This is a genomic window from Streptococcus suis (genome assembly GCF_019794615.1).
Taxonomy (GTDB): Bacteria; Bacillota; Bacilli; order Lactobacillales; family Streptococcaceae; genus Streptococcus; species Streptococcus suis_AI.
This window is the reverse complement of sequence record NZ_JAIMDU010000003.1, coordinates 1-22,612: the sequence shown is the minus strand read 5'-3', so window position 1 is coordinate 22,612 and position 22,612 is coordinate 1. Positions and strand designations below refer to the sequence as shown.

The window sequence follows — 22,612 nt, the reverse complement described above, 5'->3', positions numbered from 1 at the left end:
TTAAATCTATGAAAAAAATATTTACAAAAACATCCATTTATTACCTCTTATCTTTCCTTATCCCGCTAACTATTATTTCTATTGTCTTGGCATTTCAAGGAATCTGGTGGAGAAGTGACACAACTATATTAGCAAGTGATGGCTTCCATCAGTATGTTATATTTAATCAAACATTACGAAATGCTTTACATGGAGATGGCTCAATATTTTACACATTTACTAGCGGTTTGGGACTGAATTTCTACGCATTGTCTTCGTATTATTTAGGTTCTTTCCTATCTCCCATCGTTTTTTTCTTCAATTTACAGTCTATGCCAGATGCCCTATATCTTGTCACTATTGTCAAGTTTGGATTGATAGGGTTGTCAACTTTTGTCAGTTTAAAAGGCATTCACCAAAATTTAAAAGAAGAGTGGGCGTTGCTACTTTCTACTAGTTTTTCCCTAATGAGTTTCAGTACTAGTCAATTAGAAATTAATAACTGGCTGGACGTTTTTATTCTTCTTCCAATCATTCTCCTTGGTTTACATCGATTATTAACGGGAAAAGGACAAATCATTTACTATGTAGCTCTGACATGCTTATTTGTACAAAACTATTACTTTGGTTACATGACCGCTGTTTTTCTAATCATTTGGACACTCGTACAATTGTCTTGGTTAGAGGGGCAGAAATTGAAGAGATTTGTAAACTTTACATTGGTGTCAATCTTATCTACATTGAGTAGCATGTTCATGTTGTTGCCAACCTATCTTGATTTGAAGACTCACGGTGAAACATTTACAAGCATTGTCAACCTAAAAACAGAAGATTCTTGGTATCTTGACTTCTTTGCCAAAAACTTAGTAGGTAGTTTCGATACGACAAAATTTGGATCCATTCCTATGATTTCTGTTGGTTTAGTCCCATTGATTCTAGCTTTGCTATTCTTCACATTAAAAGGTATCAAACCAATTGTAAAGCTATCTTACAGCCTATTCTTTATACTCATTATTTCAAGTTTTTATTTACAGCCACTAAATCTTTTTTGGCAAGGAATGCATGCTCCGAATATGTTTTTATATCGCTATGCATGGGTTCTTTCAATAGGTATCATCTACCTAGCTGCTGAAACTGTTGTGCGTTTGGATCAAATTAATTTAAAACATTTCACATTAGTTATTTCATTTCTATTTATTGGATTTTTATCCACTTACTTTTTCAAAAATCATTACGACTTTCTAGTGGATGTCAACTTCTTATTGACACTAGAATTTTTGATGGCATACTTTATTCTTTTTATTGCTATCCTAGGCTACAAGTCATCCTACAAATGGATAACTTCCACCATAGTACTATTTAGTCTCTTAGAAGTCGGAATTCATACTTATTATCAAGTGCAAGGCTTATCGGACGAGTGGCATTTTCCTAGTCGTTCTAACTATGAAGAAAAGTTGTCAGAAATTGACAGTCTTGTAAAGTCTACAACTGAGAGCAATGATTCGTTTTATCGAATGGAGCGTCTCTTGCCTCAAACAGGTAATGATAGTATGAAATTCAATTATAATGGTATTTCTCAATTTTCTTCCATAAGGAACAGAGCATCTAGCTCAGCATTGGATAAACTTGGTTTTCGATCTGATGGTACCAATCTAAACCTTCGATACCAAAATAATACTATTATAGCTGATAGTCTATTTGGAATAAAGTACAACTTAGCAAGCAGCAATCCCAATAAGTATGGTTTTTCGTTAAGTCAGAGTCTTGATACAATTAGTCTCTACGAAAATTCTTTTAGCCAAGGGTTAGCTATTCTAACGGATGGAGTTTACAAAGATGTCAAGTTTACGAATTTAACTCTTGACAACCAAACAAACTTCCTAAATCAATTGACTGGGTTATCACAAAAATATTATTATTCACTTAAAGACATTGAATCACAAAATACAGTTGAATTAGGCAATCAAATGACTGTCAATAAAGTTGAAACTGAGGATGCTGCAAAAGCTACTTTCACTGTTACAATTCCTGCAAATAGTCAGGTATATTTAAATTTACCAAATATTACTTTCTCAAATGAGAATCAAAAAAGAATTATTATCACTGTCAACAATCAGTCAAGTGAGTTTACAATTGATAATGCTTTTTCCTTTTTCAATATTGGAAATTTCTCTACCGATACTGTGGCTCAGATAGAAGTCTATTTTCCTGAGAATAACCAAGTATCATTTGATTTGCCACAATTTTATCGATTGGATTTACTAGCTTTCCAACAAGCAGTATCTATACTCCAAGAAAAAAACATTGATACACGCGCAGATGGTAATAGAGTCACAGTAAATTTTGAAACAAGTAAAGAAGCTTCTATCCTATTAACCCTTCCTTTTGATAAGGGATGGAGTGCAACCATTGATGGCAAGCCAGTAGAAATTCAAAAGGCTCAAAATGGTCTTATGAAAGTAAATGTAGAACCTGGTCAAACAAAACTCGTTTTAACCTTTATTCCACAAGGTTTTTATGTCGGTTTACTGATTTCTTTTGGGGCTATTTTCGTATTTTGTACTTATCAGTTTCTTCGATTTTATTATCTTAAAAACCGAGAAAAATAATACTTCTCGGTTTTTCTATTTAAGAAAACAAAAAAACCTTGATTTCTCAAGGTTTCCTACACGTTCTTACTCCGCCAACAGGGCTCGAACCTGTGACATCATGATTAACAGTCATGCGCTCTACCGACTGAGCTATGGCGGAAAAAATAGTCCGTACGGGATTCGAACCCGTGTTACCGCCGTGAAAAGGCGGTGTCTTAACCCCTTGACCAACGGACCATTTATTCTACAGAACAATATTTAGTATAATATAGCTCCAATCGTTTGTCAATATATTTTTACTATTTTTATTAACTTGACAGACTAAACCCTTTAATGTAAAATAAAATGGTTACTAGCGGTTCCATAGCTCAGCTGGATAGAGCATTCGCCTTCTAAGCGAACGGTCGCAGGTTCGAATCCTGCTGGAATCATTTTATCCCATCAGATTAGGTGGGATTTTTTTCTTGCCATAATTTGTAAGTTACATACATCATAGGAAATATAACCCCAACCAAAGCATATTCAAGAAACATTCTGGACAAGATTGTAGCACAAATAACCCCAAGCATAAAGCCAATTATGGTTATAAATATATTTCGTCCTGTCTTTATTAACTCCTTATTTTTTTCCATTATTCCTTTAAACCAAATAAAGGCTGCATTTTTGACATTACCAGTCATCATTACATTTGCATATGGAACACCCCTTAAAGTTCTAAATGTTTCAACTTGTATAGAAGCTACAAAAGCTAAGATAGCCATGGTATAAAATGAAGACATAACCGGTGTCAGTATAACAGCAATTAATACAAAACATAACATAATGACACTGCTACCTAAATGCCAGGGATAGTGTCTTTTTAGAAAGTAATTTTTCACCAAATAGGTAAAAAATTGCCCACATACAAAGAAGATAATAGGAATTAGAAAATGGATGGTATTTGTAAAATTCCCTTGTCCCAATTGATTAGCTAAAAGAATAACATTTCCTGATTGAACACCTGCAAAGCGACCACCTTGAGTTAAATATGTAAAAGCATTTAGATAACCACTTATAAAAGTTAGACAACTTGCGATACGAAGTCCTTCAAAAACTCTATATTTCCTCACTCTTTCTCTCCTATGTTTCACATGAAACTATTTATGGTAAGGACTTCCCTGCTGAATCATAAAAGCCCTATAAATTTGCTCTATCAATACTAATCGCATTAATTGGTGTGGAAGGGTCAATTTTCCAAAACTCATCAATAAATTTGCCCTATTCTTAACAACAGAATCCAATCCCAAACTTCCACCAATAACAAATGTAATATCTGAATAGCCACTAGTCGTAATAGTATCTAATTTTTTACTAAATTCCTCTGAAGGGAATTGGGTTCCTTCAATCGCCAATACAATGACAAATGCTCGATCAGAGATTTTTGACATGATGCGATCAGACTCTTTTCTCAGAATTTGTTCATTCTCTGCCTGACTAGCATTGTCTGGTGTTTTTTCATCTTGTAGTTCTATGAATTCAAGCTTCGCAAATCTTCCCAACCTCTTTGCATATTCGTTTATCCCATCTTTTAAATATTTTTCTTTCAGTTTACCAACGGTTATCAATTTTATTTTCATAAAAATATTGTAACATATCCACAGGCTATTCTCAGTAGTTAATTATAAAAAATTCTCTATAAATCAATAGTTATTCACATACTAGTAAAAGTTATCCACAGCTTGTGGATTGATTTTTGAAAACTTTAAGTTATAATTAAGAAAGTAATTGTAATCTTAAAGCGAAATTGGGAAACTAGGAGGAATCCTTTAATGAAAAAATTATTGAAATTTGTTATTTTGTTTGTTGTTGGATTTTTAGGAGGAATTGGTGGGTATTACTTTGCTTCATCAACTCTGACTCAAGGAAATTCTACTTCAAATCAAGCAAATACAACCAGTGTGAGCAATGTTCAATATAGCAACGATACCTCCACCACTCAAGCTGTGGAAAAAGTTCAAGATGCTGTTGTCTCCGTTATCAATTATCAAACTCAATCATCGAATAGCCTCAGTTCTATTTTTGGCAACATTGAAAGTTCAGATGAGCTAGCTGTTGCTGGAGAAGGTTCAGGTGTTATTTATAAAAAAGATGGTGATACAGCATATATTGTTACAAACAACCACGTAGTTTCAGGTGCTGAAAAAATCGATATACTTTTGGCTTCTGGAGAAAAGCTTAGCGGAGAACTCGTAGGTGCAGATACTTATTCAGACATTGCTGTTATCAAAATTGCTGCAGATAAAGTGACCACTGTTGCTGAATTTGCTAATTCAGACACAATTAAAGTTGGAGAAACTGCGATTGCAATCGGTAGCCCATTAGGAAGTGTCTATGCAAATACAGTAACGCAGGGGATTATTTCTAGTCTCAGTCGTACAGTAACTTCACAAACAGAAGATGGCCAAACAATCTCAACAAATGCTATCCAGACTGATACAGCCATTAACCCAGGTAACTCAGGTGGACCACTAATCAATATTCAAGGACAAGTTATCGGTATCAACTCAAGTAAAATAACCTCTAGTTCTGTCAGCAGTTCAGGAGTTGCAGTAGAAGGAATGGGCTTTGCCATTCCATCAAATGATGCTGTACAGATTATTAATCAATTAGAAACAAATGGTAAAGTTACTCGTCCAGCACTCGGTGTACAAATGGTCAATTTAACAGACTTATCTACTAGTCAATTAGAAAAAGCAGGATTAGCAAATACAGACTTAACATCTGGAGTACTAATTGTATCTACTCAATCAGGTTTGCCAGCTGATGGAAAATTTGAACCATATGATGTCATTACTGAAATCGATGGTGAAACTATTGAAAATAAGAGTGATTTACAAAGTGAACTTTACAAGCATCAAATTGGCGACACCATAACTGTTACCTATTATAGAAATAATAAGAAAATGACCGTTGACATTAAGTTGACACATTCAACGGATGATTTGTCATAAGATAATGTTTAAATGGACTTTACACAATTGTAAAGTCTATTTATTTTTGTTAGAATAACCGTATGGAAGAACTACACTATCTCAAAATTAAAGACATTCAAGCCAATCCCTATCAACCAAGATTGCATTTTGATGAAGAAAAATTATTGGAATTAGCTCAATCTATCAAAGAAAATGGCGTCATTCAACCCATTATTGTTCGCAGATCACCTCTGATTGGTTTTGAGCTACTTGCTGGTGAAAGACGATTAAGAGCTAGTCAACTAGCGGGATTAACAGAGATTCCAGCAGTCATCAAGCATCTATCTGATGATGATTTACTCTACCAAGCTATCATAGAAAACTTACAACGCTCTGACCTCAATCCTATTGAAGAGGCTCATTCCTACGAAAAGTTGATTGAAAAAGGCTTGACACATGATGAGATTGCCCAAATCATGGGAAAATCACGACCATATATCACTAATCTTCTTCGTTTACTCCATTTATCCGAATCTACAAGGCAAGCAGTAGAAACTGGAAAAATCACACAAGGGCATGCTAGACAGCTAGTATCGCTATCAGAGAAACAACAAGCAGAATGGGTTCAAAAAATCCAAGAAAAGGATATCAGTGTACGACAGTTAGAAACAATACTATCCTCTAAAAAGAAAAAAACAATTAGAAAATCCAACCAATTTGTTGCAGAAGAAGAAGAGAAATTAGCAAAACTACTTGGTACCAAGGTAACAATCCAACAAAAGAAAAATGGATCGGGACAACTGACTATTCAATTTCAAAACATCGAAGAATTTGAAAGAATTATCAACAGTCTGAAATAGCATTGTTCATATTTTTATTCTATATACAAGGTTTTCCACAAGAAAATGTTTAAGAAATTCACTCATATAGACTGTTTATTTGATTTATTCACATATTGTGGATAACTTTTATAAACAGTGTGGATTTTTTAAAACACCTGTGGAAAACTTTTCTTTTTTATGGTAAACTATTAGGACGATAACAAAAAGAAGGGAGGATGTTATGAATCAAGAACAACGTTTTTGGCATCGTTTTTTAGAATTGGTGCAATCGAATTTTAAACCGTCTGTATATGACTTTTACGTTGCTGATGCAAAACTACTAACTATTCAACATCAGACTGCCAAAATATTTCTGAATCGTGATTTCAAAAAAGAATTTTGGGAAAAGAATTTTGAAGAATTAATGGTAGCTGCAAGTTTTGAAGTATACGGTGAACCTATTACGATTCAGTACCAGTTTACTGAAGAAACTACACAATATACTCCTCAGAATGGGACAATACCACCAATAGAAAATAGCATAGCTGAGGCTGCACCTGCTGAAATTCTTCCTGCTGTTCATCCTGATATTAAACCTCAATATACATTTGAAAACTTTGTGCAAGGGGACAATAATCAATGGGCAAAAGCAGCCGCACTGGCTGTCTCTGACAATCTGGGAGGCTTGTACAATCCATTATTTATTTTTGGAGGCCCAGGACTCGGTAAGACTCATATTTTGAATGCAATTGGAAATAAGGTATTAAGTGATAATCCTCACGCGCGAATTAAGTATGTCTCTTCAGAAACCTTTATCAATGACTTTTTAAAACATCTGCAATTAAACGATATGGATAGTTTTAAGAAGACCTATCGGAATCTAGATTTGCTACTCATTGATGACATTCAATCATTAAAAAATAAAGCCTCTACGCAAGAAGAGTTTTTCAATACATTTAATGCACTCCACACCCAAGATAAACAAATTGTATTGACAAGTGACAGAAACCCTGATTTCTTAGATAACATTGAAGAGCGCTTGGTAACACGTTTTAAATGGGGATTAACAAGTGAAATAACTCCGCCAGATTACGAAACGCGAATTGCGATTCTACGAAATAAATGTGATGAATCGCCCTATACATTTACCAATGAAACACTCTCTTATCTAGCAGGACAATTTGATTCCAACGTTCGTGATTTAGAAGGAGCATTGAAAGATATTAATCTTTTGGCATCCATGCGAAATCTTTCTGAAATTACCGTTGAAGTTGCAGCAGAGGCTATTCGTTCTAGAAAACAAACAAGTCCTCAAAACCTAGTCATACCAATTGAAAAAATTCAAAATGAGGTAAGCAATTTTTACGGTGTTAGCGTAAAAGAATTGAAGGGCTCTAAACGAGTGCAACATATTGTTCACGCGCGCCAGGTGGCTATGTATCTAGCAAGAGAATTGACCGATAACTCTCTTCCAAAAATAGGAAAAGAATTTGGTAATAGAGACCATACAACTGTCATGCATGCCTACAATAAAATTAAATCTCTCTTGTTAGATGACGATAATTTAGAAATAGAGATAACTGCTATAAAAAATAAAATCCGCTAAGTTGTGGATAACTTCTATCAAAACCCGCCAAGTTATCCACACTTTGTGAACAAGTAGAAATCCTTGATTTATCTATAGTTTTTTAAGTTATCCACACTTTTCACAGAACCTACTATTACTATTAACCTTATAGATACTAAATAAAGGAGAATCCATGATTCAATTTTCAATAAATAAAACTATATTTTTACAAGCATTGAATGTTACTAAAAGAGCTATTAGTAGTAAGAATGCTATTCCAATTCTTTCAACTGTTAAAATTTCAGTAACAAGTGAAGGAATTACTTTAACAGGTTCAAATGGACAAATTTCAATTGAACACTATATTTCAACTCAGGATGAAAATGCTGGTTTATTAATCTCTTCACCAGGTTCTATTCTTTTAGAAGCTGGATTCTTCATCAATGTTGTTTCTAGCATGCCAGATCTAGTATTAGATTTCGCTGAGATTGAACAAAAGCAAATTGTTTTAACCAGTGGAAAATCTGAAATTACTTTAAAAGGGAAAGATTCTGAGCAATATCCTCGTCTACAGGAAGTTCCTACCTCAAAACCTCTGATATTAGAAACAAGTACACTTAGACAAACCATCAATGAAACAGCCTTTGCGGCCTCTACCCAGGAAAGTCGTCCAATTTTGACCGGTGTTCACTTTGTTCTGACAGAACATAAAAATCTAAAAACAGTAGCAACAGACTCGCACCGAATGAGTCAACGTAAACTTGAATTAGACACATCAGGAGATGACTTTGATGTTGTCATCCCAAGTCGATCCCTTCGTGAATTTACAGCTGTCTTTACAGATGATATTGAGACAGTAGAAGTATTCTTCTCCAATAATCAAATTCTATTTAGAAGTGAATCAATTAGCTTCTATACTCGGTTATTAGAAGGAACATATCCAGATACTGATCGTTTGATTCCGGTAGAATATAAAACAACAGTTGTTTTTAATACTGCTTCTTTACGCCACTCTATGGAACGCGCACGCTTACTGTCAAATGCTACTCAAAATGGTACTGTAAAACTAGAGATTACCAATAGCGTAGTTTCTGCCCACGTAAATTCGCCAGAAGTTGGACGGGTGAATGAGGAATTAGACACTGTCGAAGTATTAGGTGAGGACTTAGTAATCAGCTTTAACCCAACTTATTTGATTGAAGCTTTGAAAGCCACAACTAGTGAACAAGTGAAAATTAGCTTTATTTCTTCAGTTCGACCATTTACCTTGGTGCCAAATAATGATGGTGAAGACTTTATTCAATTGGTAACCCCAGTTCGCACAAACTAATATGAACAAGAACGGCCAAACAGGCCGTTTTTATGTTATACTAAAAAAATAATACTCTGTAATAATCAATGTGACTAGTGACGGGAAATAGATGACTTTATATATCTTAGCAAATCCGAATGCAGGTAGCCATACTGCCAAAAGCATCGTATCAAGCATTAAGGATAATTATCCGCAATTTACAATAAAAGAGTTTATGACTGCAGGGCCAGGGGACGAAAAAAATCAAATAGAGGCCATTTTAAGAGAATTTTCGTACAGAAAAGATCACTTTATCATCATAGGTGGAGATGGTACTTTATCAAAGGCTCTTACTTTTTGGCCTGCAGAATTACCTTTTGCTTACTTTCCGACCGGATCTGGGAATGATTTTGCAAAAGCTATGAATATCAAAAATTTATCTACAGTTATAGACTCAATCCTAGAGGGAAAAAGACAAAGCATATATGTTTTACAGAGTTCTTTTGGAACAGTTGTGAATAGCATGGATATTGGTTTTGCAGCACAAGTAATCAATAGTTCTACAGATTCAGCTTTAAAAAGAATGTTAAATAAAATAAAATTAGGCAAATTAACTTACTTATTTTTTGGTATCAAAACCCTATTTTCAAAGCAATCCATTAATATAGAAGTGATTCTTGACGGAAAATCCTATCCATTAGACAATCTCTTTTTTCTTTCGATAGCCAACAGTAGTTATTTTGGTGGTGGAATTATGATTTGGCCAACAGCAAGTGCTAAAAAGAAAGAAATTGATCTTGTTTACTTTGAGAATGGTTCGTTTTTTCAACGACTTCAGTCATTGTTATCTATGGTTTTGAAAAAGCATGAATTATCACCAACTATTCGTCATCTAACAGGTTTACATGTAGTACTTAAATCAAATGAAAAACTATTATTACAGATGGATGGAGAGATTACTACAGCAAACGAAGTAAGTTTAATCTATCAAGAAAGAAGTATGTATCTTTAAGGAGGAAGTATGTATCAATTAGGATCCTTTGTCGAAATGAAAAAGCCTCATGCCTGTGTCATCAAATCGACCGGCAAGAAGGCCAATAAGTGGGAAGTAATCCGTCTAGGAGCGGATATTAAAATCCGCTGCAACAACTGTGACCATGTAGTGATGATGAGCCGGCATGATTTTGAGAAAAAAATGAAGAAAGTTCTGCCAAGCGAAGGCTAGTTGACAACTTGCAACCGTTGGTTGCGAGAGTTTCTGAAGTGTTGCTAGTAAACTATTTATACCTAAGTTATACTAAACTTAGAAATCAGGAGGAAAAAAATGACTCAATTAGCACAACAAATTCGAACTTTACGCACAGCCAAGAACATGTCTCAAGATGAGTTGGCAGAAAAACTCTATATTTCACGTCAGGCTGTTTCCAAGTGGGAAAATTGCGAAGCAACGCCAGATATTGATAAACTGGTCCAGCTGGCAGAAATCTTTGGTGTCAGTTTAGATTATCTGATTTTTGGAAAAGAGCCTGAGAAGGAAATTGTGGTGGAACAAAAAGGAAAAATGAATGCTTGGGAATTCTTATCTGAATATTGGTGGGTTGTTATACCAATCATGATTATTGCATTTGGTTTATTTGCAGGTGCAATGAAAGTTATTCAAATGTTTGGTTAATTTTTTGAATCCTGTCATTTGGCAGGATTTTTATTTACTTTTCTGCTATAATAGTCATGATTGAAATTTTAATTGGAGAGTAAAAAACATGGCTTTAACAGCAGGAATCGTAGGTTTACCTAACGTAGGTAAATCAACCTTATTTAATGCAATTACAAAGGCAGGAGCGGAAGCAGCAAACTACCCGTTCGCAACAATAGATCCGAACGTCGGTATGGTGGAAGTACCTGATGAGCGGTTACAAAAATTGACCGAACTCATTACCCCTAAAAAAACAGTGCCAACTACTTTTGAATTTACCGATATTGCTGGTATCGTCAAAGGTGCTTCAAAAGGTGAAGGGCTTGGAAATAAATTCTTGGCCAATATCCGTGAGGTGGATGCCATCGTTCACGTTGTCCGTGCTTTTGATGATGAAAATGTCATGCGTGAACAAGGCCGTGAAGATGCATTTGTGGATCCAATCGCAGATATTGATACCATTAACCTAGAATTGATTTTGGCGGACCTAGAGAGCATCAACAAGCGTTATGCGCGTGTTGAAAAAATGGCCCGTACTCAAAAAGACAAGGATTCTGTAGCAGAATTTACGGTTCTTGAAAAAATTAAGCCAGTTTTAGAAGATGGAAAATCTGCCCGTACCGTATCATTTACTGATGAAGAACAAAAGATTGTGAAACAGTTGTTCCTTTTGACTACTAAGCCAGTACTCTACGTAGCCAATGTTGATGAGGATAAGGTAGCTAATCCAGACTCTATCGCATATGTCCAACAAATTCGTGATTTTGCTGCGACAGAAAATGCAGAAGTGGTGGTGATTTCTGCGCGTGCTGAAGAAGAAATTTCAGAACTAGACGATGAAGACAAGGGTGAGTTTTTGGAAGCTCTTGGTTTAACAGAATCTGGCGTGGACAAATTAACCCGTGCAGCCTACCACTTACTTGGATTAGGTACTTACTTTACAGCAGGAGAGAAGGAAGTACGTGCATGGACTTTCAAACGGGGGATTAAAGCACCTCAAGCTGCAGGTATTATTCACTCAGATTTTGAAAAAGGCTTTATCAGAGCAGTAACCATGTCCTATGATGATTTAATCAAGTATGGTAGCGAAAAGGCTGTAAAGGAAGCTGGGCGTCTTCGTGAAGAAGGAAAAGAATATGTCGTTCAAGATGGTGACATCATGGAGTTCCGTTTTAATGTCTGATAGCCAACAATTCCCATTCTCTAATACTGTATTTACAAAGTGCTTAGGTAGAGGAATTGATAGAAAAAGAGTTCGTAGAATAATAGGACTAGTATTCGGTTGGGAAGTATTTTCCAGCCTTTTGGTATTTCTGGTTGTTTAGTTTGTTTTTAGCACTAGGCATCGAACTATTGGCAGTACTAGAGTACAACAAAGTGAGTTCAAATAGTTTCATAATTATTTGAATCTGCAAATAAGGAAACGAAGTTTCCACATAGAAGTAATAAAAGATTAACTAAATGACAATAAGGAGGATAAATGACACGATTGATTATTGGTCTAGGGAATCCAGGAGACCGTTATTTTGAAACCAAGCATAATGTTGGTTTTATGCTTATTGATAAAATTGCTAAGCGTGAAAATGTAACCTTTACCCACGATAAGATTTTTCAAGCTGATATTGCAACAACTTTCATTGATGGAGAAAAAATCTTTTTAGTTAAACCAACTACGTTTATGAATGAGTCAGGAAAAGCTGTCCATGCTCTGATGACCTACTATGGTTTAGACGAAAAAGATATTTTAGTTGCATACGATGATTTAGATATGGCTGTTGGGAAAATTCGTTTTCGCCAAAAAGGTTCTGCTGGCGGCCATAATGGAATAAAATCTATCGTTAAATATATTGGAACACAAGAATTCGATCGGATTAAAATTGGAATTGGTCGCCCTAAAGGGAAGATGAGTGTTGTCAATCATGTCTTATCAGGATTTGATGCAGAGGATCGCATTGAAATTGATTTAGCACTAGATAAACTTGACAGTGCTGTCAACTTTTATTTAGAAGAAGATGATTTTGAAGCAATTATGAGAAAGTTTAACGGATAATGAATATATTAGATATACTTCACAAGAATAAGCAAATCAACCAATGGCAGTCAGGATTGAATAAATCAACTAGGCAATTGTTGTTGGGGCTTTCTGGAACGAGTAAATCTTTAGTCATGGCTACTGCTTATGATTGTCTAGCAGAGAAAATAATGATAGTGACTGCTAGTCAGAATGAAGCTGAAAAGCTAGTAGCAGATTTAACAGCGATAATTGGCGGTGAGAATGTTTACAACTTCTTTACAGACGATAGTCCGATTGCAGAGTTTATATTTGCCTCAAAAGAACGAATCCAGTCAAGAATTAATAGCTTGAATTTTTTGACTGACACCACTCGGTCAGGAATTATTGTTGTCAGTATGGCAGCTTGTAGGGTTTTATTGCCAAATCCAGTAGCTTATAAAAATGCAAAGATTCAAATTGAAATAGGTCAAGAATTTGAAGTTGACACTCTTGTAAAGAAACTTGTTAATATTGGTTATAAGAAAGTGTCTCGTGTCTTAACACAGGGAGAATTTAGCCAACGTGGTGATATCCTAGATATTTTTGATATGCAAGCAGACTCTCCATATCGCTTGGAATTTTTTGGAGACGAGATTGATGGTATTCGAATTTTTGATGTGGATAGTCAAAAATCTCTAGAAAATCTAGATAAAGTCACTATTGCTCCTGCTTCAGATATCCTTTTGTCTTCGGAAGATTATGAGCGAGCGAGACAAAAAATTCAAACAGCCATTGAACATTCAAGTATAGAAGATCAGCAGTCTTATTTACGCGAAGTATTAGCAGATATGCAAGCGGAGTATAGACATCCAGACTTGCGTAAATTCTTGTCTTTTTTATATGAAAATTCATGGACCTTATTGGACTATTTACCTAAGAGTTCGCCTCTATTTTTAGATGATTTTCATAAAATTGCTGACAAACAAGTACAGTTTGAAAAAGAGGTTGCTGAATTATTGACAGATGATTTACAAAATAGTAAATCCGTGTCAAGTCTACAGTATTTTGCATCAACGTATTCAGAATTAAGAAAATATAAACCTGCTACCTTCTTTTCGAGTTTTCAAAAGGGGTTGGGAAATGTAAAATTCGATGCACTTTATCAATTTACACAACACCCTATGCAAGAATTCTTCCACCAAATTCCACTTTTAAAGGAAGAATTGACTCGGTATGCTAAGTCAAAGAATACGGTCATAATTCAAGCAAGTTCTGAATCAAGTTTACATACTTTACAAAAATCTTTACAAGAGTATAATATCCAACTACCATCTTATCCATCAGATAAGTTGGTAGAAGGTCAACAACAAGTTACTATTGGGCAATTTACAGCTGGGTTTCATCTGATGGATGAAAAGCTTGTTTTGATTACTGAAAAAGAGATTTTTAATAAAAAAATTAAGCGCAAGGTTCGAAAAACGAATATTTCTAATGCTGAGCGCATAAAGGACTATAGTGAGCTAGCTGTTGGTGACTATGTTGTTCACCATGTTCACGGTATTGGTCAGTATTTAGGAATTGAAACCATTGAAATTTCAGGAATTCATCGTGATTATCTGACTGTCCAATATCAAAATGCAGATCGAATTTCCATTCCAGTCGAACAAATAGATCTTCTCTCCAAATACTTAGCATCTGATGGAAAAGCTCCAAAAGTTAATAAATTAAATGATGGTCGTTTCCAGCGAACAAAACAAAAAGTTCAAAAACAAGTAGAAGATATAGCAGATGATTTAATTAAACTATATGCTGAGCGTAGCCAACTAAAAGGCTTTGCCTTTTCACCAGATGATGAGAATCAGGTTGAGTTTGACAACTACTTTACACATGTGGAAACCGACGACCAACTTCGTTCCATTAATGAAATTAAGAAGGACATGGAAAAAGACTCTCCAATGGATCGTTTATTAGTAGGAGATGTTGGTTTTGGTAAAACAGAAGTAGCTATGCGTGCTGCCTTTAAAGCCGTCAATGATGGCAAACAGGTTGCTATTCTTGTACCAACGACTGTTCTGGCCCAACAACATTATGCGACTTTCCAAGAACGGTTTGCAGAGTTTCCTGTAAATGTGGATGTTATGAGTCGTTTTAAAACAAAGGCAGAGCAGGAAAAAACACTTGAGAAGTTGAAAAAAGGACAAATTGATATCCTGATTGGGACCCATCGTCTTCTATCAAAAGATGTTATTTTTGCAGATTTAGGTTTACTGGTTATTGACGAAGAGCAACGGTTCGGTGTCAAGCATAAGGAACGCTTGAAGGAACTGAAAAAGAAAATTGATGTCTTAACATTGACTGCTACCCCAATTCCTCGCACTCTACAAATGTCCATGCTAGGGATAAGAGATTTATCAGTAATTGAGACTCCACCGACCAATCGGTATCCTGTTCAGACATATGTGATGGAAACAAATCCATCTGTAATTCGAGATGCAGTTCTAAGAGAAATTGATCGCGGAGGGCAGGTTTACTACCTTTACAATAAAGTTGACACTATTGAACAAAAAGTGTCTGAATTGAGAGAATTAGTCCCAGAAGCTACTATAGGATATGTTCATGGTCAAATGTCAGAAATCCAATTAGAAAATACTCTCTATGCCTTTGTAGAGGGTGAGTATGATATTCTAGTGACCACAACAATCATTGAAACAGGTGTTGATATTCCAAATGCTAATACACTGTTTATTGAGAATGCAGATCACATGGGACTGTCAACTCTTTATCAACTTAGAGGACGTGTTGGCCGTTCCAGTCGGATTGCCTATGCCTATCTCATGTACCGTCCAGACAAGTCCTTGACAGAAGTAGCTGAAAAACGTTTGGAGGCAATCAAGGGCTTTACAGAACTAGGATCAGGTTTCAAGATTGCTATGCAAGATTTGTCTATTCGTGGTGCAGGTAATATTTTAGGTGCTGCCCAGTCAGGATTTATTGATTCTGTAGGTTATGAACTGTATTCACAATTGCTAGAACAGGCTATTTTAGAAAAACAAGGCAAGTCAGCTCAGCGTCAGAAAAGTAACTCTGAGGTCAACCTACAGATTGATGCTTATCTACCAAGTGACTACATTGCTGACCAACGGCAAAAAATCGAAATTTACAAACGCATCAAGAGCATTGACAGTCGTGTAAACTATCAAGAATTACAAGAAGAATTGATAGACCGTTTTGGTGAATATCCAGATGTTGTTGCATACTTACTTGAAATTGGACTTCTTAAATCATATCTGGACCAGGTCTTTTGTCATACTGTTTTAAAACGACAACATCAGGTGATTGTCACATTTGAACCGATGGCAGGTCAAATTTTTCTGACGCAAGATTATTTCGAAGCACTTTCTTCCATTAATTTAAAAGCTCAGATAACAGAAAATAGAGGAAAGTTGGCAATTATTTTTAATGTGCAACAGAAAAAAGAATATGAGATTTTGGGAGAAATGATTTCTTTTGCTGAAAAGTTGCAAGAAATAAAGGCTAGAAAGGCAGAATAAATTTCTCAATTGAATGAAAAAATGGTAGAATATTTACTTGAGGTAAAGGTATGAGACTAGATAAATATTTAAAAGTTTCTCGCATTATCAAGCGTCGAACAGTTGCAAAAGAAGTAGCTGATAAGGGAAGAATAAAAGTCAATGGCATTTTAGCAAAATCTTCAACAGATTTGAAAATAAATGATCAGATTGAAATCCAATTCGGCAATAAACTACTCACTGTTAAAGTACTTGAAATGAAAGATTCTACAAAAAAAGAAGATGCACTGAAAATGTATGAAATAATCAGTGAAAAAAGGATAGAAACAGATGAAAAAATCTAACATCCTCCAACTGAATAATGCCTTTATTCAGTCAGAACGCCAAAAAGATCAACATTTTCATGAAGAACGACAACGAAAAAATCGTTTTATGGGAGCCATACTTGTTTTAGTCATTTTTTTGTTTATATTGCCGACTTATAACTTAGTTCAAAGCTATGGTAAGTTGCAAGAAAATGAAAAGAAATTGGTTGAATTAGAAACACGGTATGAAGAATTAGTTGATGTTGAAAAGCAAGAATCTCAATTGGTAACCAAATTAAAAGATGAAGATTATGCTGCCAAATATGTTCGAGCAAAATATCAATACTCCAAAGAAGGGGAATTTGTCTACAATATTCCAGGGTTACCAAATGACTGAGTCTATTTTACAAATTGTGGAGCAATTTTTACAGCATTCTGACGAAAAATTAGAAGAATTATCGCAAAAAAATAGGGAACTGAAGCTAGAAGAAAAGGAAACATAGAATAGAGAGGAAAGGAGGGAATATGCAGAAAAAACTGATCGTATGGTTGTTACCAATTTTATTTGGATGGCAAGTGGTTGATAGTACTGAAATACCATTTGAACTCACAGCGCAAGAAGAATATGAATTAACACAAACTGTTTATGATCAGTATTTTCAAACAATCCCTCAAAATCCAAATGTTTTTCAAACTGAAAGTATCTATTCTGATGTAAACTTGACTCAGGTAAGTGGACAAATAAAACCAAATCAAGATTTTTCTATCACTGGTGTAGCAATCAATGAAAGGAAAGAGTTAGTGTATCAATTAGATAATACTTACTATATTCTTGCAAGTAAACAGCTACTCTTTGATGATAGGATTGTGACCGAATCCTCTGTAGAACAAACTTATTGGCTTAAACAAGGTTTTACTGTATTGTCTTCCCCAATTTCTAATCAAGCAAAGGAATTGAAAACAGACTTGCGGGCCTATCAAGCAATTACCATTTCTAAAATTGCGACAACTGCCATTGGAGACTTTGCCTATATCAGTGATAGAGGCTGGATTTCACTAAAAGATTTATCAGAAAAAGACAATAGAATGGAAGCTGTTCAAGCATTGTTGAGTAGCAACTATTCAAAAAATAATATAGGTATTTATGTAAAAGATTTAACAACTGAAACGGAAGCAGGTGTTAATCAAGACAAGATATTTTATTCTGCAAGTATTGCTAAGCTCCCTATTTTATACTATGTCCAAGAGCAACTGAATGCTGGTCAAGTTGTTTTGAACACTACAGTTAAATATACAGCAGAATCAATCTCATTTAATGGGGCATATAAAGTCTCTGGTAGTGGTTCCTTAGCAAAAACACCCGATAACAAAGACTACACCATTGAGGAATTAATTAATAAAACAGCTAAAGAGTCAGATAATGTAGCAAGTAATTTACTTTCATATTATATAGCAAATAAATTTGATGATGATTTTTATCAAGTGACGACTGCTGTAACAGGTAGTAGATGGGATATGGTTTCACGTGAAACATCAGCTCAAGTTGCAGGAAAAATGATGGAAGCCTTATATGAACAAAATGGCTATGTCATAGAAAGTTTATTATCTACCCAATTTGATAACCAACGCATTTCGAAAGACATTCCAGTCCCAGTTGCTCATAAGATTGGTGATGCAGATGATGTGAAACATGATGTGGCAATTGTATATGCAGAATCTCCTTTTGTTTTATCCATCTTTACGGATAAATCGAGCTATGATGAGATTACCCAAATCGCAAATGATATTTATGGTATATTGAAGTAAATGAAAAATAAATTTTTAAAAGTGACACAGGAAGGTCACTTTTTTGATAAACACAAGAAAGTATTAGTAGCCGTATCAGGTGGTTTAGATTCTATGAATCTATTTCATCTCTTGCACGAATACAGCAAAGAATTAGGCATTGAACTTGGACTTGCCCATGTCAACCATGGACAAAGAGAGGAATCTGTTACTGAGGAAAAATATCTCAAACAGTTAGCAAAAGATTGTGAAGTACCTTTCTATTTATCCCGCTTTGAAGGAATATTTTCAGAAGAAGCAGCACGTAAATGGCGCTATACATTTTTTGCTGAAGTTATGGAGAAAGAGGGATACACTGCTCTAGTCACAGCCCATCATGCTGATGATCAAGCCGAGACGGTGTTGATGCGTTTGATAAGAGGGAGTCGACTGCGCCACCTATCTGCCATTAAGTCTATTCAATCCTTTGCCTCAGGTGAGCTTATCCGACCACTATTATCTTTCCATAAAACCGAGTTTGAAGACCTATTTCACTTTGAAGATAGTAGTAATACAGATTTGGGATATTTTCGAAATAGAGTCAGAAATAACTACATTCCGCAGTTAAAACAAGAAAATCCTAAAATTGATGTGGCACTTAATCATCTAGCAGATGATACCAATTACATCTATCAAGCATTACGAGACTTAACAAAGGATATTTCAACAACTGATTTGGTAAGTTTTCAACAACAGACACCTGCGGTTCAACGCGTCTTAATTGAAGAGTATTTAGATAGTTTTCCTGATTTACAACTCTCTCGTTCTCAGTTCGAGCAATTGATACATATATTACAATCGAATAAGAACTATTATCATATATTAAAAAATGACTATGTACTAGAGAAAAACTATCAGAATTTTCGTATCTATAAAATAGGACCAGAGACGTATAGCCAACAGGAAAAAATCGTGATAAAATCAGAAGGTATTTTTTCATATGATTCTTATATTTTTTCTCTGAACCACCCCTTAAAAGATGCGGATTGGGTAATTTATTTTCCAACAGATGAACCAATTTTATTAAGAGGAAGACAAGCAGGAGATGCTATCCTAGTAAATGGCATCACTAAAAAACTCCGTCGCTGGTTTATTGACCATAAAATTCCACAAAAAATTAGACAGGATGCTATTATCATCGAACAATCGGATAAAATATACGGAATTGTAAAACTAGTGACTAGTGATTTGAGTAAATTTGCAAAGAATGATATAATTAAGGCTACATTATATATAAAAATGAAAGAGTAGAACAACTATGTTGGACAAAGATATAAAGAAAATTCTTGTTTCAGAAGAAGAGATAGTCGAAAAAAGTAAAGAACTCGGACAAATTATTGCGAAAGAATATGCTGATAAGAACCCACTTCTCGTTGGTATTTTGAAAGGTTCTATTCCTTTTATGGCAGAACTTATCAAACATATTGATGCCCATATTGAAACAGACTATATGGTTGTTTCAAGTTACCATGGTGGTACTGAAAGTAGTGGAACAGTAAAGATCATAAAGGATTTAGATAACAGTGTAGCTGGTCGTCATATTATCTTTATTGAAGATATTATAGATACAGGTCGTACACTGAAAGAATTAAAAGAACTCTTTGCCCTTCGTCAAGCCGCCTCTATCAAAATTGCAACTTTACTGGATAAGCCAGAAGGACGTGTAGTCGAAATAGAACCAGACTATACTTGTTTTACGATTCCAAATGAATTTGTTGTTGGTTTCGGATTAGATTATGATGAAAATTACCGTAATCTTCCTTATGTTGGTGTACTCAAAGAGGAAGTTTATACAAAATAGAAAAAGGTTTCCTACTATATTATGAACAATCAACCAAATAAAGGATTTATAAAAAATCCTTTTCTCATTATTCTCGTTATAGCGACACTTGTTACAGCTTTTCAATTTTTTAATGCTGGTCAACAGGTTGCAACTCAAGAAATTAGCTACTCACAGGTCATTACAGAATTAAAAAACAACAATGTATCTGAAATTACTTATCAACCTGATTCAAGTGTTATCGAAATAACAGGTACATATAAAAAAGAACAAGAAGCTAATGATGAACTCGCATCTTCTATCAAATTATTCCAAGTCTCTAGTACGGTTAAATATAAAAACTTTAAGGCTCTAATACTTCCATCTGAAACAAGTTTGTCAGAATTACAAACACTTGCGGATGAAAATGGTGTTAAAGTTACAGTTAAACCAGAGAGTACAAATGGTTTATGGTTTAGTATCTTGATAAATCTTGTTCCACTCATCATTTTTGGTGTATTTTTCATGATGATGATGAACCAAGGTGGCGGTGGAGCACGCGGAGCAATGAACTTTGGTCGAAACAAAGCTAAAGCTCTTGAACAAAGCAATATAAAAGTACGTTTCTCAGACGTCGCAGGCGCAGAAGAAGAAAAACAAGAACTGGTAGAAGTTGTTGAATTCTTGAAAGATCCTAAACGTTTCACGAAATTAGGTGCTCGTATTCCAGCCGGTGTCCTTTTAGAGGGCCCTCCGGGAACAGGTAAAACACTACTTGCTAAAGCTGTGGCTGGTGAAGCCGGTGTACCATTCTTTTCTATTTCAGGTTCTGATTTTGTTGAAATGTTTGTTGGTGTTGGTGCTAGTCGTGTACGTTCACTTTTTGAAGATGCTAAAAAAGCAGCCCCAGCCATTATTTTCATCGATGAAATTGATGCCGTTGGTCGCCAACGTGGCGTCGGCATGGGTGGCGGAAATGATGAACGCGAACAAACTCTTAACCAACTCTTGATTGAAATGGATGGTTTTGAAGGAAACGAAGGAATTATTGTTATTGCTGCAACAAACCGTAGTGATGTACTCGATCCAGCTTTGCTTCGTCCAGGGCGTTTTGACCGTAAAGTATTGGTTGGCCGTCCAGATGTTAAAGGTCGCGAAGCTATTCTAAAGGTTCATGCTAAAAATAAACCACTTGCAGCAGACGTTGATTTAAAATTAGTAGCACAACAAACACCAGGTTTTGTTGGAGCTGATTTAGAGAATGTTCTTAACGAAGCGGCACTTGTCGCAGCTCGACGAAATAAAACGATTATTGATGCATCCGATATTGATGAAGCAGAAGATCGTGTCATTGCAGGTCCATCTAAGAAAGATCGTCAGGTGTCTGCTAAAGAACGTGAAATAGTTGCCTATCATGAAGCGGGACACACTATTGTAGGTCTTGTTTTATCAAACGCTCGTGAGGTACATAAAGTAACTATCGTCCCACGTGGTCGTGCAGGAGGTTACATGATTGCACTACCTAAGGAAGACCAAATGCTTCTTTCAAAAGATGATATGAAAGAACAATTGGCAGGCCTTATGGGTGGACGTGTAGCAGAAGAAATTATTTTCAATACACAGACCACAGGAGCATCAAACGACTTCGAACAAGCAACGCAGATGGCGCGTGCAATGGTTGCAGAGTATGGTATGAGTGAAAAAATGGGTCCAATGCAGTACGAAGGGAACCATGCAATGTTTGGTGGTCAAACCACTCAGAAATATATTTCAGAACAGACTGCTTATGAATTAGATAATGAAGTCAGAGACTTATTAAATGAAGCTCGAAATAAAGCAGCAGATATTATCCAGTCAAACCGTGAAACGCATAAACTCATCGCTGAGGCATTGCTCAAATATGAAACACTTGATAGTGTCCAAATAAAATCACTCTATGAAACAGGCAAAATGCCTGAGCATACCGAACATGGTGAGGATGACGTCCATCCACTTTCATATGATGAGATAAAAAATAAAATGAATGATCAGTAATAAAATAATTCAAAATATAAATGATTATTCAAAATAAATTTCCATAGCGCTCTTGATCGAGAGCGCTATGTTTGGTATTTAGGGAAATAGAGGCCAAAGAAACTTCTCTTAGATATTAGTATAAAAATAAATAAAAATACAGCCCAAATTTCAAGTTGAAAAGAAACAAAAAAGTTTGAAAAAGTAGTTGACAATAGTAAGTGAAGATGATAGAATAATTGAGTTGTCTCTTGAGGGGATTGGTTAACAGAGGAACGAAAAAAAGTTTCAAAAA

Annotated in this window: 21 protein-coding genes and 3 tRNA genes; 19 read left to right on the top strand and 5 right to left on the bottom strand. The window is 35.3% G+C overall.

Going from position 1 to position 22,612, the window contains the following annotated elements; all coding sequences use genetic code 11:
* Positions 1-8 precede the first annotated feature (8 nt).
* Positions 9-2,588, top strand: coding sequence for a YfhO family protein (locus K6V43_RS01505; protein ID WP_222381228.1), 2,580 nt, complete (start codon positions 9-11; stop codon positions 2,586-2,588).
* A 69-nt stretch (positions 2,589-2,657) separates the two neighbouring features.
* Here the strand turns inward: K6V43_RS01505 and K6V43_RS01500 are convergent.
* Positions 2,658-2,730 (bottom strand) — tRNA-Asn (locus K6V43_RS01500).
* A 5-nt stretch (positions 2,731-2,735) separates the two neighbouring features.
* Positions 2,736-2,807: transfer RNA gene (locus K6V43_RS01495), tRNA-Glu, on the bottom strand.
* Positions 2,808-2,927: 120 nt separating this feature from the next.
* Between K6V43_RS01495 and K6V43_RS01490 the strand changes: the two genes are divergently transcribed.
* A tRNA-Arg gene (locus tag K6V43_RS01490) sits at positions 2,928-3,001 on the top strand.
* A gap of 15 nt (positions 3,002-3,016) precedes the next feature.
* On the opposite strand, the gene K6V43_RS01485 is transcribed toward K6V43_RS01490, so the two are convergent.
* Together K6V43_RS01485 and rlmH are read right to left on the bottom strand one after the other, a co-directional pair.
* Positions 3,017-3,679, bottom strand: coding sequence for a YoaK family protein (locus K6V43_RS01485; protein WP_237395533.1), 663 nt, complete (start codon positions 3,677-3,679; stop codon positions 3,017-3,019).
* A 27-nt stretch (positions 3,680-3,706) separates the two neighbouring features.
* On the bottom strand, positions 3,707-4,186 hold the full coding sequence (rlmH, locus tag K6V43_RS01480) for a 23S rRNA (pseudouridine(1915)-N(3))-methyltransferase RlmH (RefSeq protein ID WP_222381225.1): 480 nt from the start codon (positions 4,184-4,186) through the stop codon (positions 3,707-3,709).
* Between the two features lie 192 nt (positions 4,187-4,378).
* Between rlmH and K6V43_RS01475 the strand changes: the two genes are divergently transcribed.
* The 17 genes from K6V43_RS01475 to ftsH all read left to right on the top strand — a co-directional run bounded on the left by K6V43_RS01475 (position 4,379) and on the right by ftsH (position 22,338).
* Entirely contained in the window at positions 4,379-5,560 is a 1,182-nt protein-coding gene (locus K6V43_RS01475; protein WP_222381223.1) for a trypsin-like peptidase domain-containing protein, read from the top strand.
* A gap of 62 nt (positions 5,561-5,622) precedes the next feature.
* Positions 5,623-6,381, top strand: coding sequence for a ParB/RepB/Spo0J family partition protein (locus K6V43_RS01470; RefSeq protein WP_172019082.1), 759 nt, complete (start codon positions 5,623-5,625; stop codon positions 6,379-6,381).
* Between the two features lie 202 nt (positions 6,382-6,583).
* Entirely contained in the window at positions 6,584-7,948 is a 1,365-nt protein-coding gene (dnaA, locus tag K6V43_RS01465) for a chromosomal replication initiator protein DnaA (protein ID WP_222381221.1), read from the top strand.
* A 154-nt stretch (positions 7,949-8,102) separates the two neighbouring features.
* Positions 8,103-9,239, top strand: coding sequence for a DNA polymerase III subunit beta (gene dnaN / locus K6V43_RS01460; RefSeq protein ID WP_222381219.1), 1,137 nt, complete (start codon positions 8,103-8,105; stop codon positions 9,237-9,239).
* Positions 9,240-9,330: 91 nt separating this feature from the next.
* Complete coding sequence (locus K6V43_RS01455) at positions 9,331-10,212, top strand: diacylglycerol kinase family protein (RefSeq protein ID WP_222381218.1); 882 nt, start codon at positions 9,331-9,333, stop codon at positions 10,210-10,212.
* Between the two features lie 9 nt (positions 10,213-10,221).
* Positions 10,222-10,425 carry a DUF951 domain-containing protein gene (locus K6V43_RS01450; protein ID WP_024391650.1) on the top strand — a complete coding sequence of 68 codons (204 nt, stop codon included), beginning with the start codon at positions 10,222-10,224 and terminating at the stop codon, positions 10,423-10,425.
* 99 nt (positions 10,426-10,524) lie between these two features.
* Complete coding sequence (locus K6V43_RS01445) at positions 10,525-10,872, top strand: helix-turn-helix domain-containing protein (protein ID WP_222381216.1); 348 nt, start codon at positions 10,525-10,527, stop codon at positions 10,870-10,872.
* An 88-nt stretch (positions 10,873-10,960) separates the two neighbouring features.
* Positions 10,961-12,076: a redox-regulated ATPase YchF gene (gene ychF / locus K6V43_RS01440; protein WP_024391654.1), complete on the top strand. Its 1,116-nt coding sequence runs from the start codon at positions 10,961-10,963 to the stop codon at positions 12,074-12,076.
* Positions 12,077-12,373: 297 nt separating this feature from the next.
* Positions 12,374-12,943: an aminoacyl-tRNA hydrolase gene (gene pth / locus K6V43_RS01435; RefSeq protein ID WP_024391655.1), complete on the top strand. Its 570-nt coding sequence runs from the start codon at positions 12,374-12,376 to the stop codon at positions 12,941-12,943.
* Complete coding sequence (gene mfd, locus K6V43_RS01430; protein ID WP_222381214.1) at positions 12,943-16,437, top strand: transcription-repair coupling factor; 3,495 nt, start codon at positions 12,943-12,945, stop codon at positions 16,435-16,437. Before pth ends, mfd begins: the two co-directional genes overlap by 1 nt.
* Positions 16,438-16,487: 50 nt before the next feature.
* On the top strand, positions 16,488-16,760 hold the full coding sequence (locus K6V43_RS01425) for an RNA-binding S4 domain-containing protein (protein WP_024391657.1): 273 nt from the start codon (positions 16,488-16,490) through the stop codon (positions 16,758-16,760).
* Positions 16,747-17,118, top strand: coding sequence for an FtsB family cell division protein (locus tag K6V43_RS01420; protein ID WP_160864063.1), 372 nt, complete (start codon positions 16,747-16,749; stop codon positions 17,116-17,118). Before K6V43_RS01425 ends, K6V43_RS01420 begins: the two co-directional genes overlap by 14 nt.
* On the top strand, positions 17,111-17,224 hold the full coding sequence (locus tag K6V43_RS11450; protein WP_032512079.1) for an SP_0009 family protein: 114 nt from the start codon (positions 17,111-17,113) through the stop codon (positions 17,222-17,224). Before K6V43_RS01420 ends, K6V43_RS11450 begins: the two co-directional genes overlap by 8 nt.
* Positions 17,225-17,246: 22 nt before the next feature.
* On the top strand, positions 17,247-18,527 hold the full coding sequence (locus K6V43_RS01415) for a serine hydrolase (protein ID WP_024396357.1): 1,281 nt from the start codon (positions 17,247-17,249) through the stop codon (positions 18,525-18,527).
* Complete coding sequence (gene tilS / locus K6V43_RS01410; RefSeq protein WP_024396358.1) at positions 18,528-19,796, top strand: tRNA lysidine(34) synthetase TilS; 1,269 nt, start codon at positions 18,528-18,530, stop codon at positions 19,794-19,796.
* 7 nt (positions 19,797-19,803) lie between these two features.
* Positions 19,804-20,346: a hypoxanthine phosphoribosyltransferase gene (gene hpt / locus K6V43_RS01405; RefSeq protein WP_172007146.1), complete on the top strand. Its 543-nt coding sequence runs from the start codon at positions 19,804-19,806 to the stop codon at positions 20,344-20,346.
* A 21-nt stretch (positions 20,347-20,367) separates the two neighbouring features.
* Positions 20,368-22,338, top strand: a complete 1,971-nt coding sequence (ftsH, locus tag K6V43_RS01400; RefSeq protein ID WP_172007145.1) for an ATP-dependent zinc metalloprotease FtsH — start codon at positions 20,368-20,370, stop codon at positions 22,336-22,338.
* A 65-nt stretch (positions 22,339-22,403) separates the two neighbouring features.
* On the opposite strand, the gene K6V43_RS01395 is transcribed toward ftsH, so the two are convergent.
* Positions 22,404-22,612: hypothetical protein (locus K6V43_RS01395; protein WP_222381212.1), on the bottom strand; the 209-nt coding region annotated here is incomplete at its 5' end.

Excerpts from the sequence above, each read along its gene's own strand:
- mfd (WP_222381214.1), top strand. The coding sequence starts at position 12,943 with ATGAATATATTAGATATACTTCACAAGAATAAGCAAATCAACCAATGG.
- K6V43_RS01505 (WP_222381228.1), top strand. The coding sequence starts at position 9 with ATGAAAAAAATATTTACAAAAACATCCATTTATTACCTCTTATCTTTC.
- dnaN (WP_222381219.1), top strand. The coding sequence starts at position 8,103 with ATGATTCAATTTTCAATAAATAAAACTATATTTTTACAAGCATTGAAT.
- K6V43_RS01420 (WP_160864063.1), top strand. The coding sequence starts at position 16,747 with ATGAAAAAATCTAACATCCTCCAACTGAATAATGCCTTTATTCAGTCA.
- dnaA (WP_222381221.1), top strand. The coding sequence starts at position 6,584 with ATGAATCAAGAACAACGTTTTTGGCATCGTTTTTTAGAATTGGTGCAA.
- K6V43_RS01470 (WP_172019082.1), top strand. The coding sequence starts at position 5,623 with ATGGAAGAACTACACTATCTCAAAATTAAAGACATTCAAGCCAATCCC.
- rlmH (WP_222381225.1), bottom strand. The coding sequence starts at position 4,186 with ATGAAAATAAAATTGATAACCGTTGGTAAACTGAAAGAAAAATATTTA.
- pth (WP_024391655.1), top strand. The coding sequence starts at position 12,374 with ATGACACGATTGATTATTGGTCTAGGGAATCCAGGAGACCGTTATTTT.
- K6V43_RS01450 (WP_024391650.1), top strand. The coding sequence starts at position 10,222 with ATGTATCAATTAGGATCCTTTGTCGAAATGAAAAAGCCTCATGCCTGT.
- K6V43_RS01475 (WP_222381223.1), top strand. The coding sequence starts at position 4,379 with ATGAAAAAATTATTGAAATTTGTTATTTTGTTTGTTGTTGGATTTTTA.
- K6V43_RS01445 (WP_222381216.1), top strand. The coding sequence starts at position 10,525 with ATGACTCAATTAGCACAACAAATTCGAACTTTACGCACAGCCAAGAAC.
- ftsH (WP_172007145.1), top strand. The coding sequence starts at position 20,368 with ATGAACAATCAACCAAATAAAGGATTTATAAAAAATCCTTTTCTCATT.
- hpt (WP_172007146.1), top strand. The coding sequence starts at position 19,804 with ATGTTGGACAAAGATATAAAGAAAATTCTTGTTTCAGAAGAAGAGATA.
- tilS (WP_024396358.1), top strand. The coding sequence starts at position 18,528 with ATGAAAAATAAATTTTTAAAAGTGACACAGGAAGGTCACTTTTTTGAT.
- K6V43_RS01455 (WP_222381218.1), top strand. The coding sequence starts at position 9,331 with ATGACTTTATATATCTTAGCAAATCCGAATGCAGGTAGCCATACTGCC.
- K6V43_RS01425 (WP_024391657.1), top strand. The coding sequence starts at position 16,488 with ATGAGACTAGATAAATATTTAAAAGTTTCTCGCATTATCAAGCGTCGA.
- ychF (WP_024391654.1), top strand. The coding sequence starts at position 10,961 with ATGGCTTTAACAGCAGGAATCGTAGGTTTACCTAACGTAGGTAAATCA.
- K6V43_RS01415 (WP_024396357.1), top strand. The coding sequence starts at position 17,247 with ATGCAGAAAAAACTGATCGTATGGTTGTTACCAATTTTATTTGGATGG.
- K6V43_RS11450 (WP_032512079.1), top strand. The coding sequence starts at position 17,111 with ATGACTGAGTCTATTTTACAAATTGTGGAGCAATTTTTACAGCATTCT.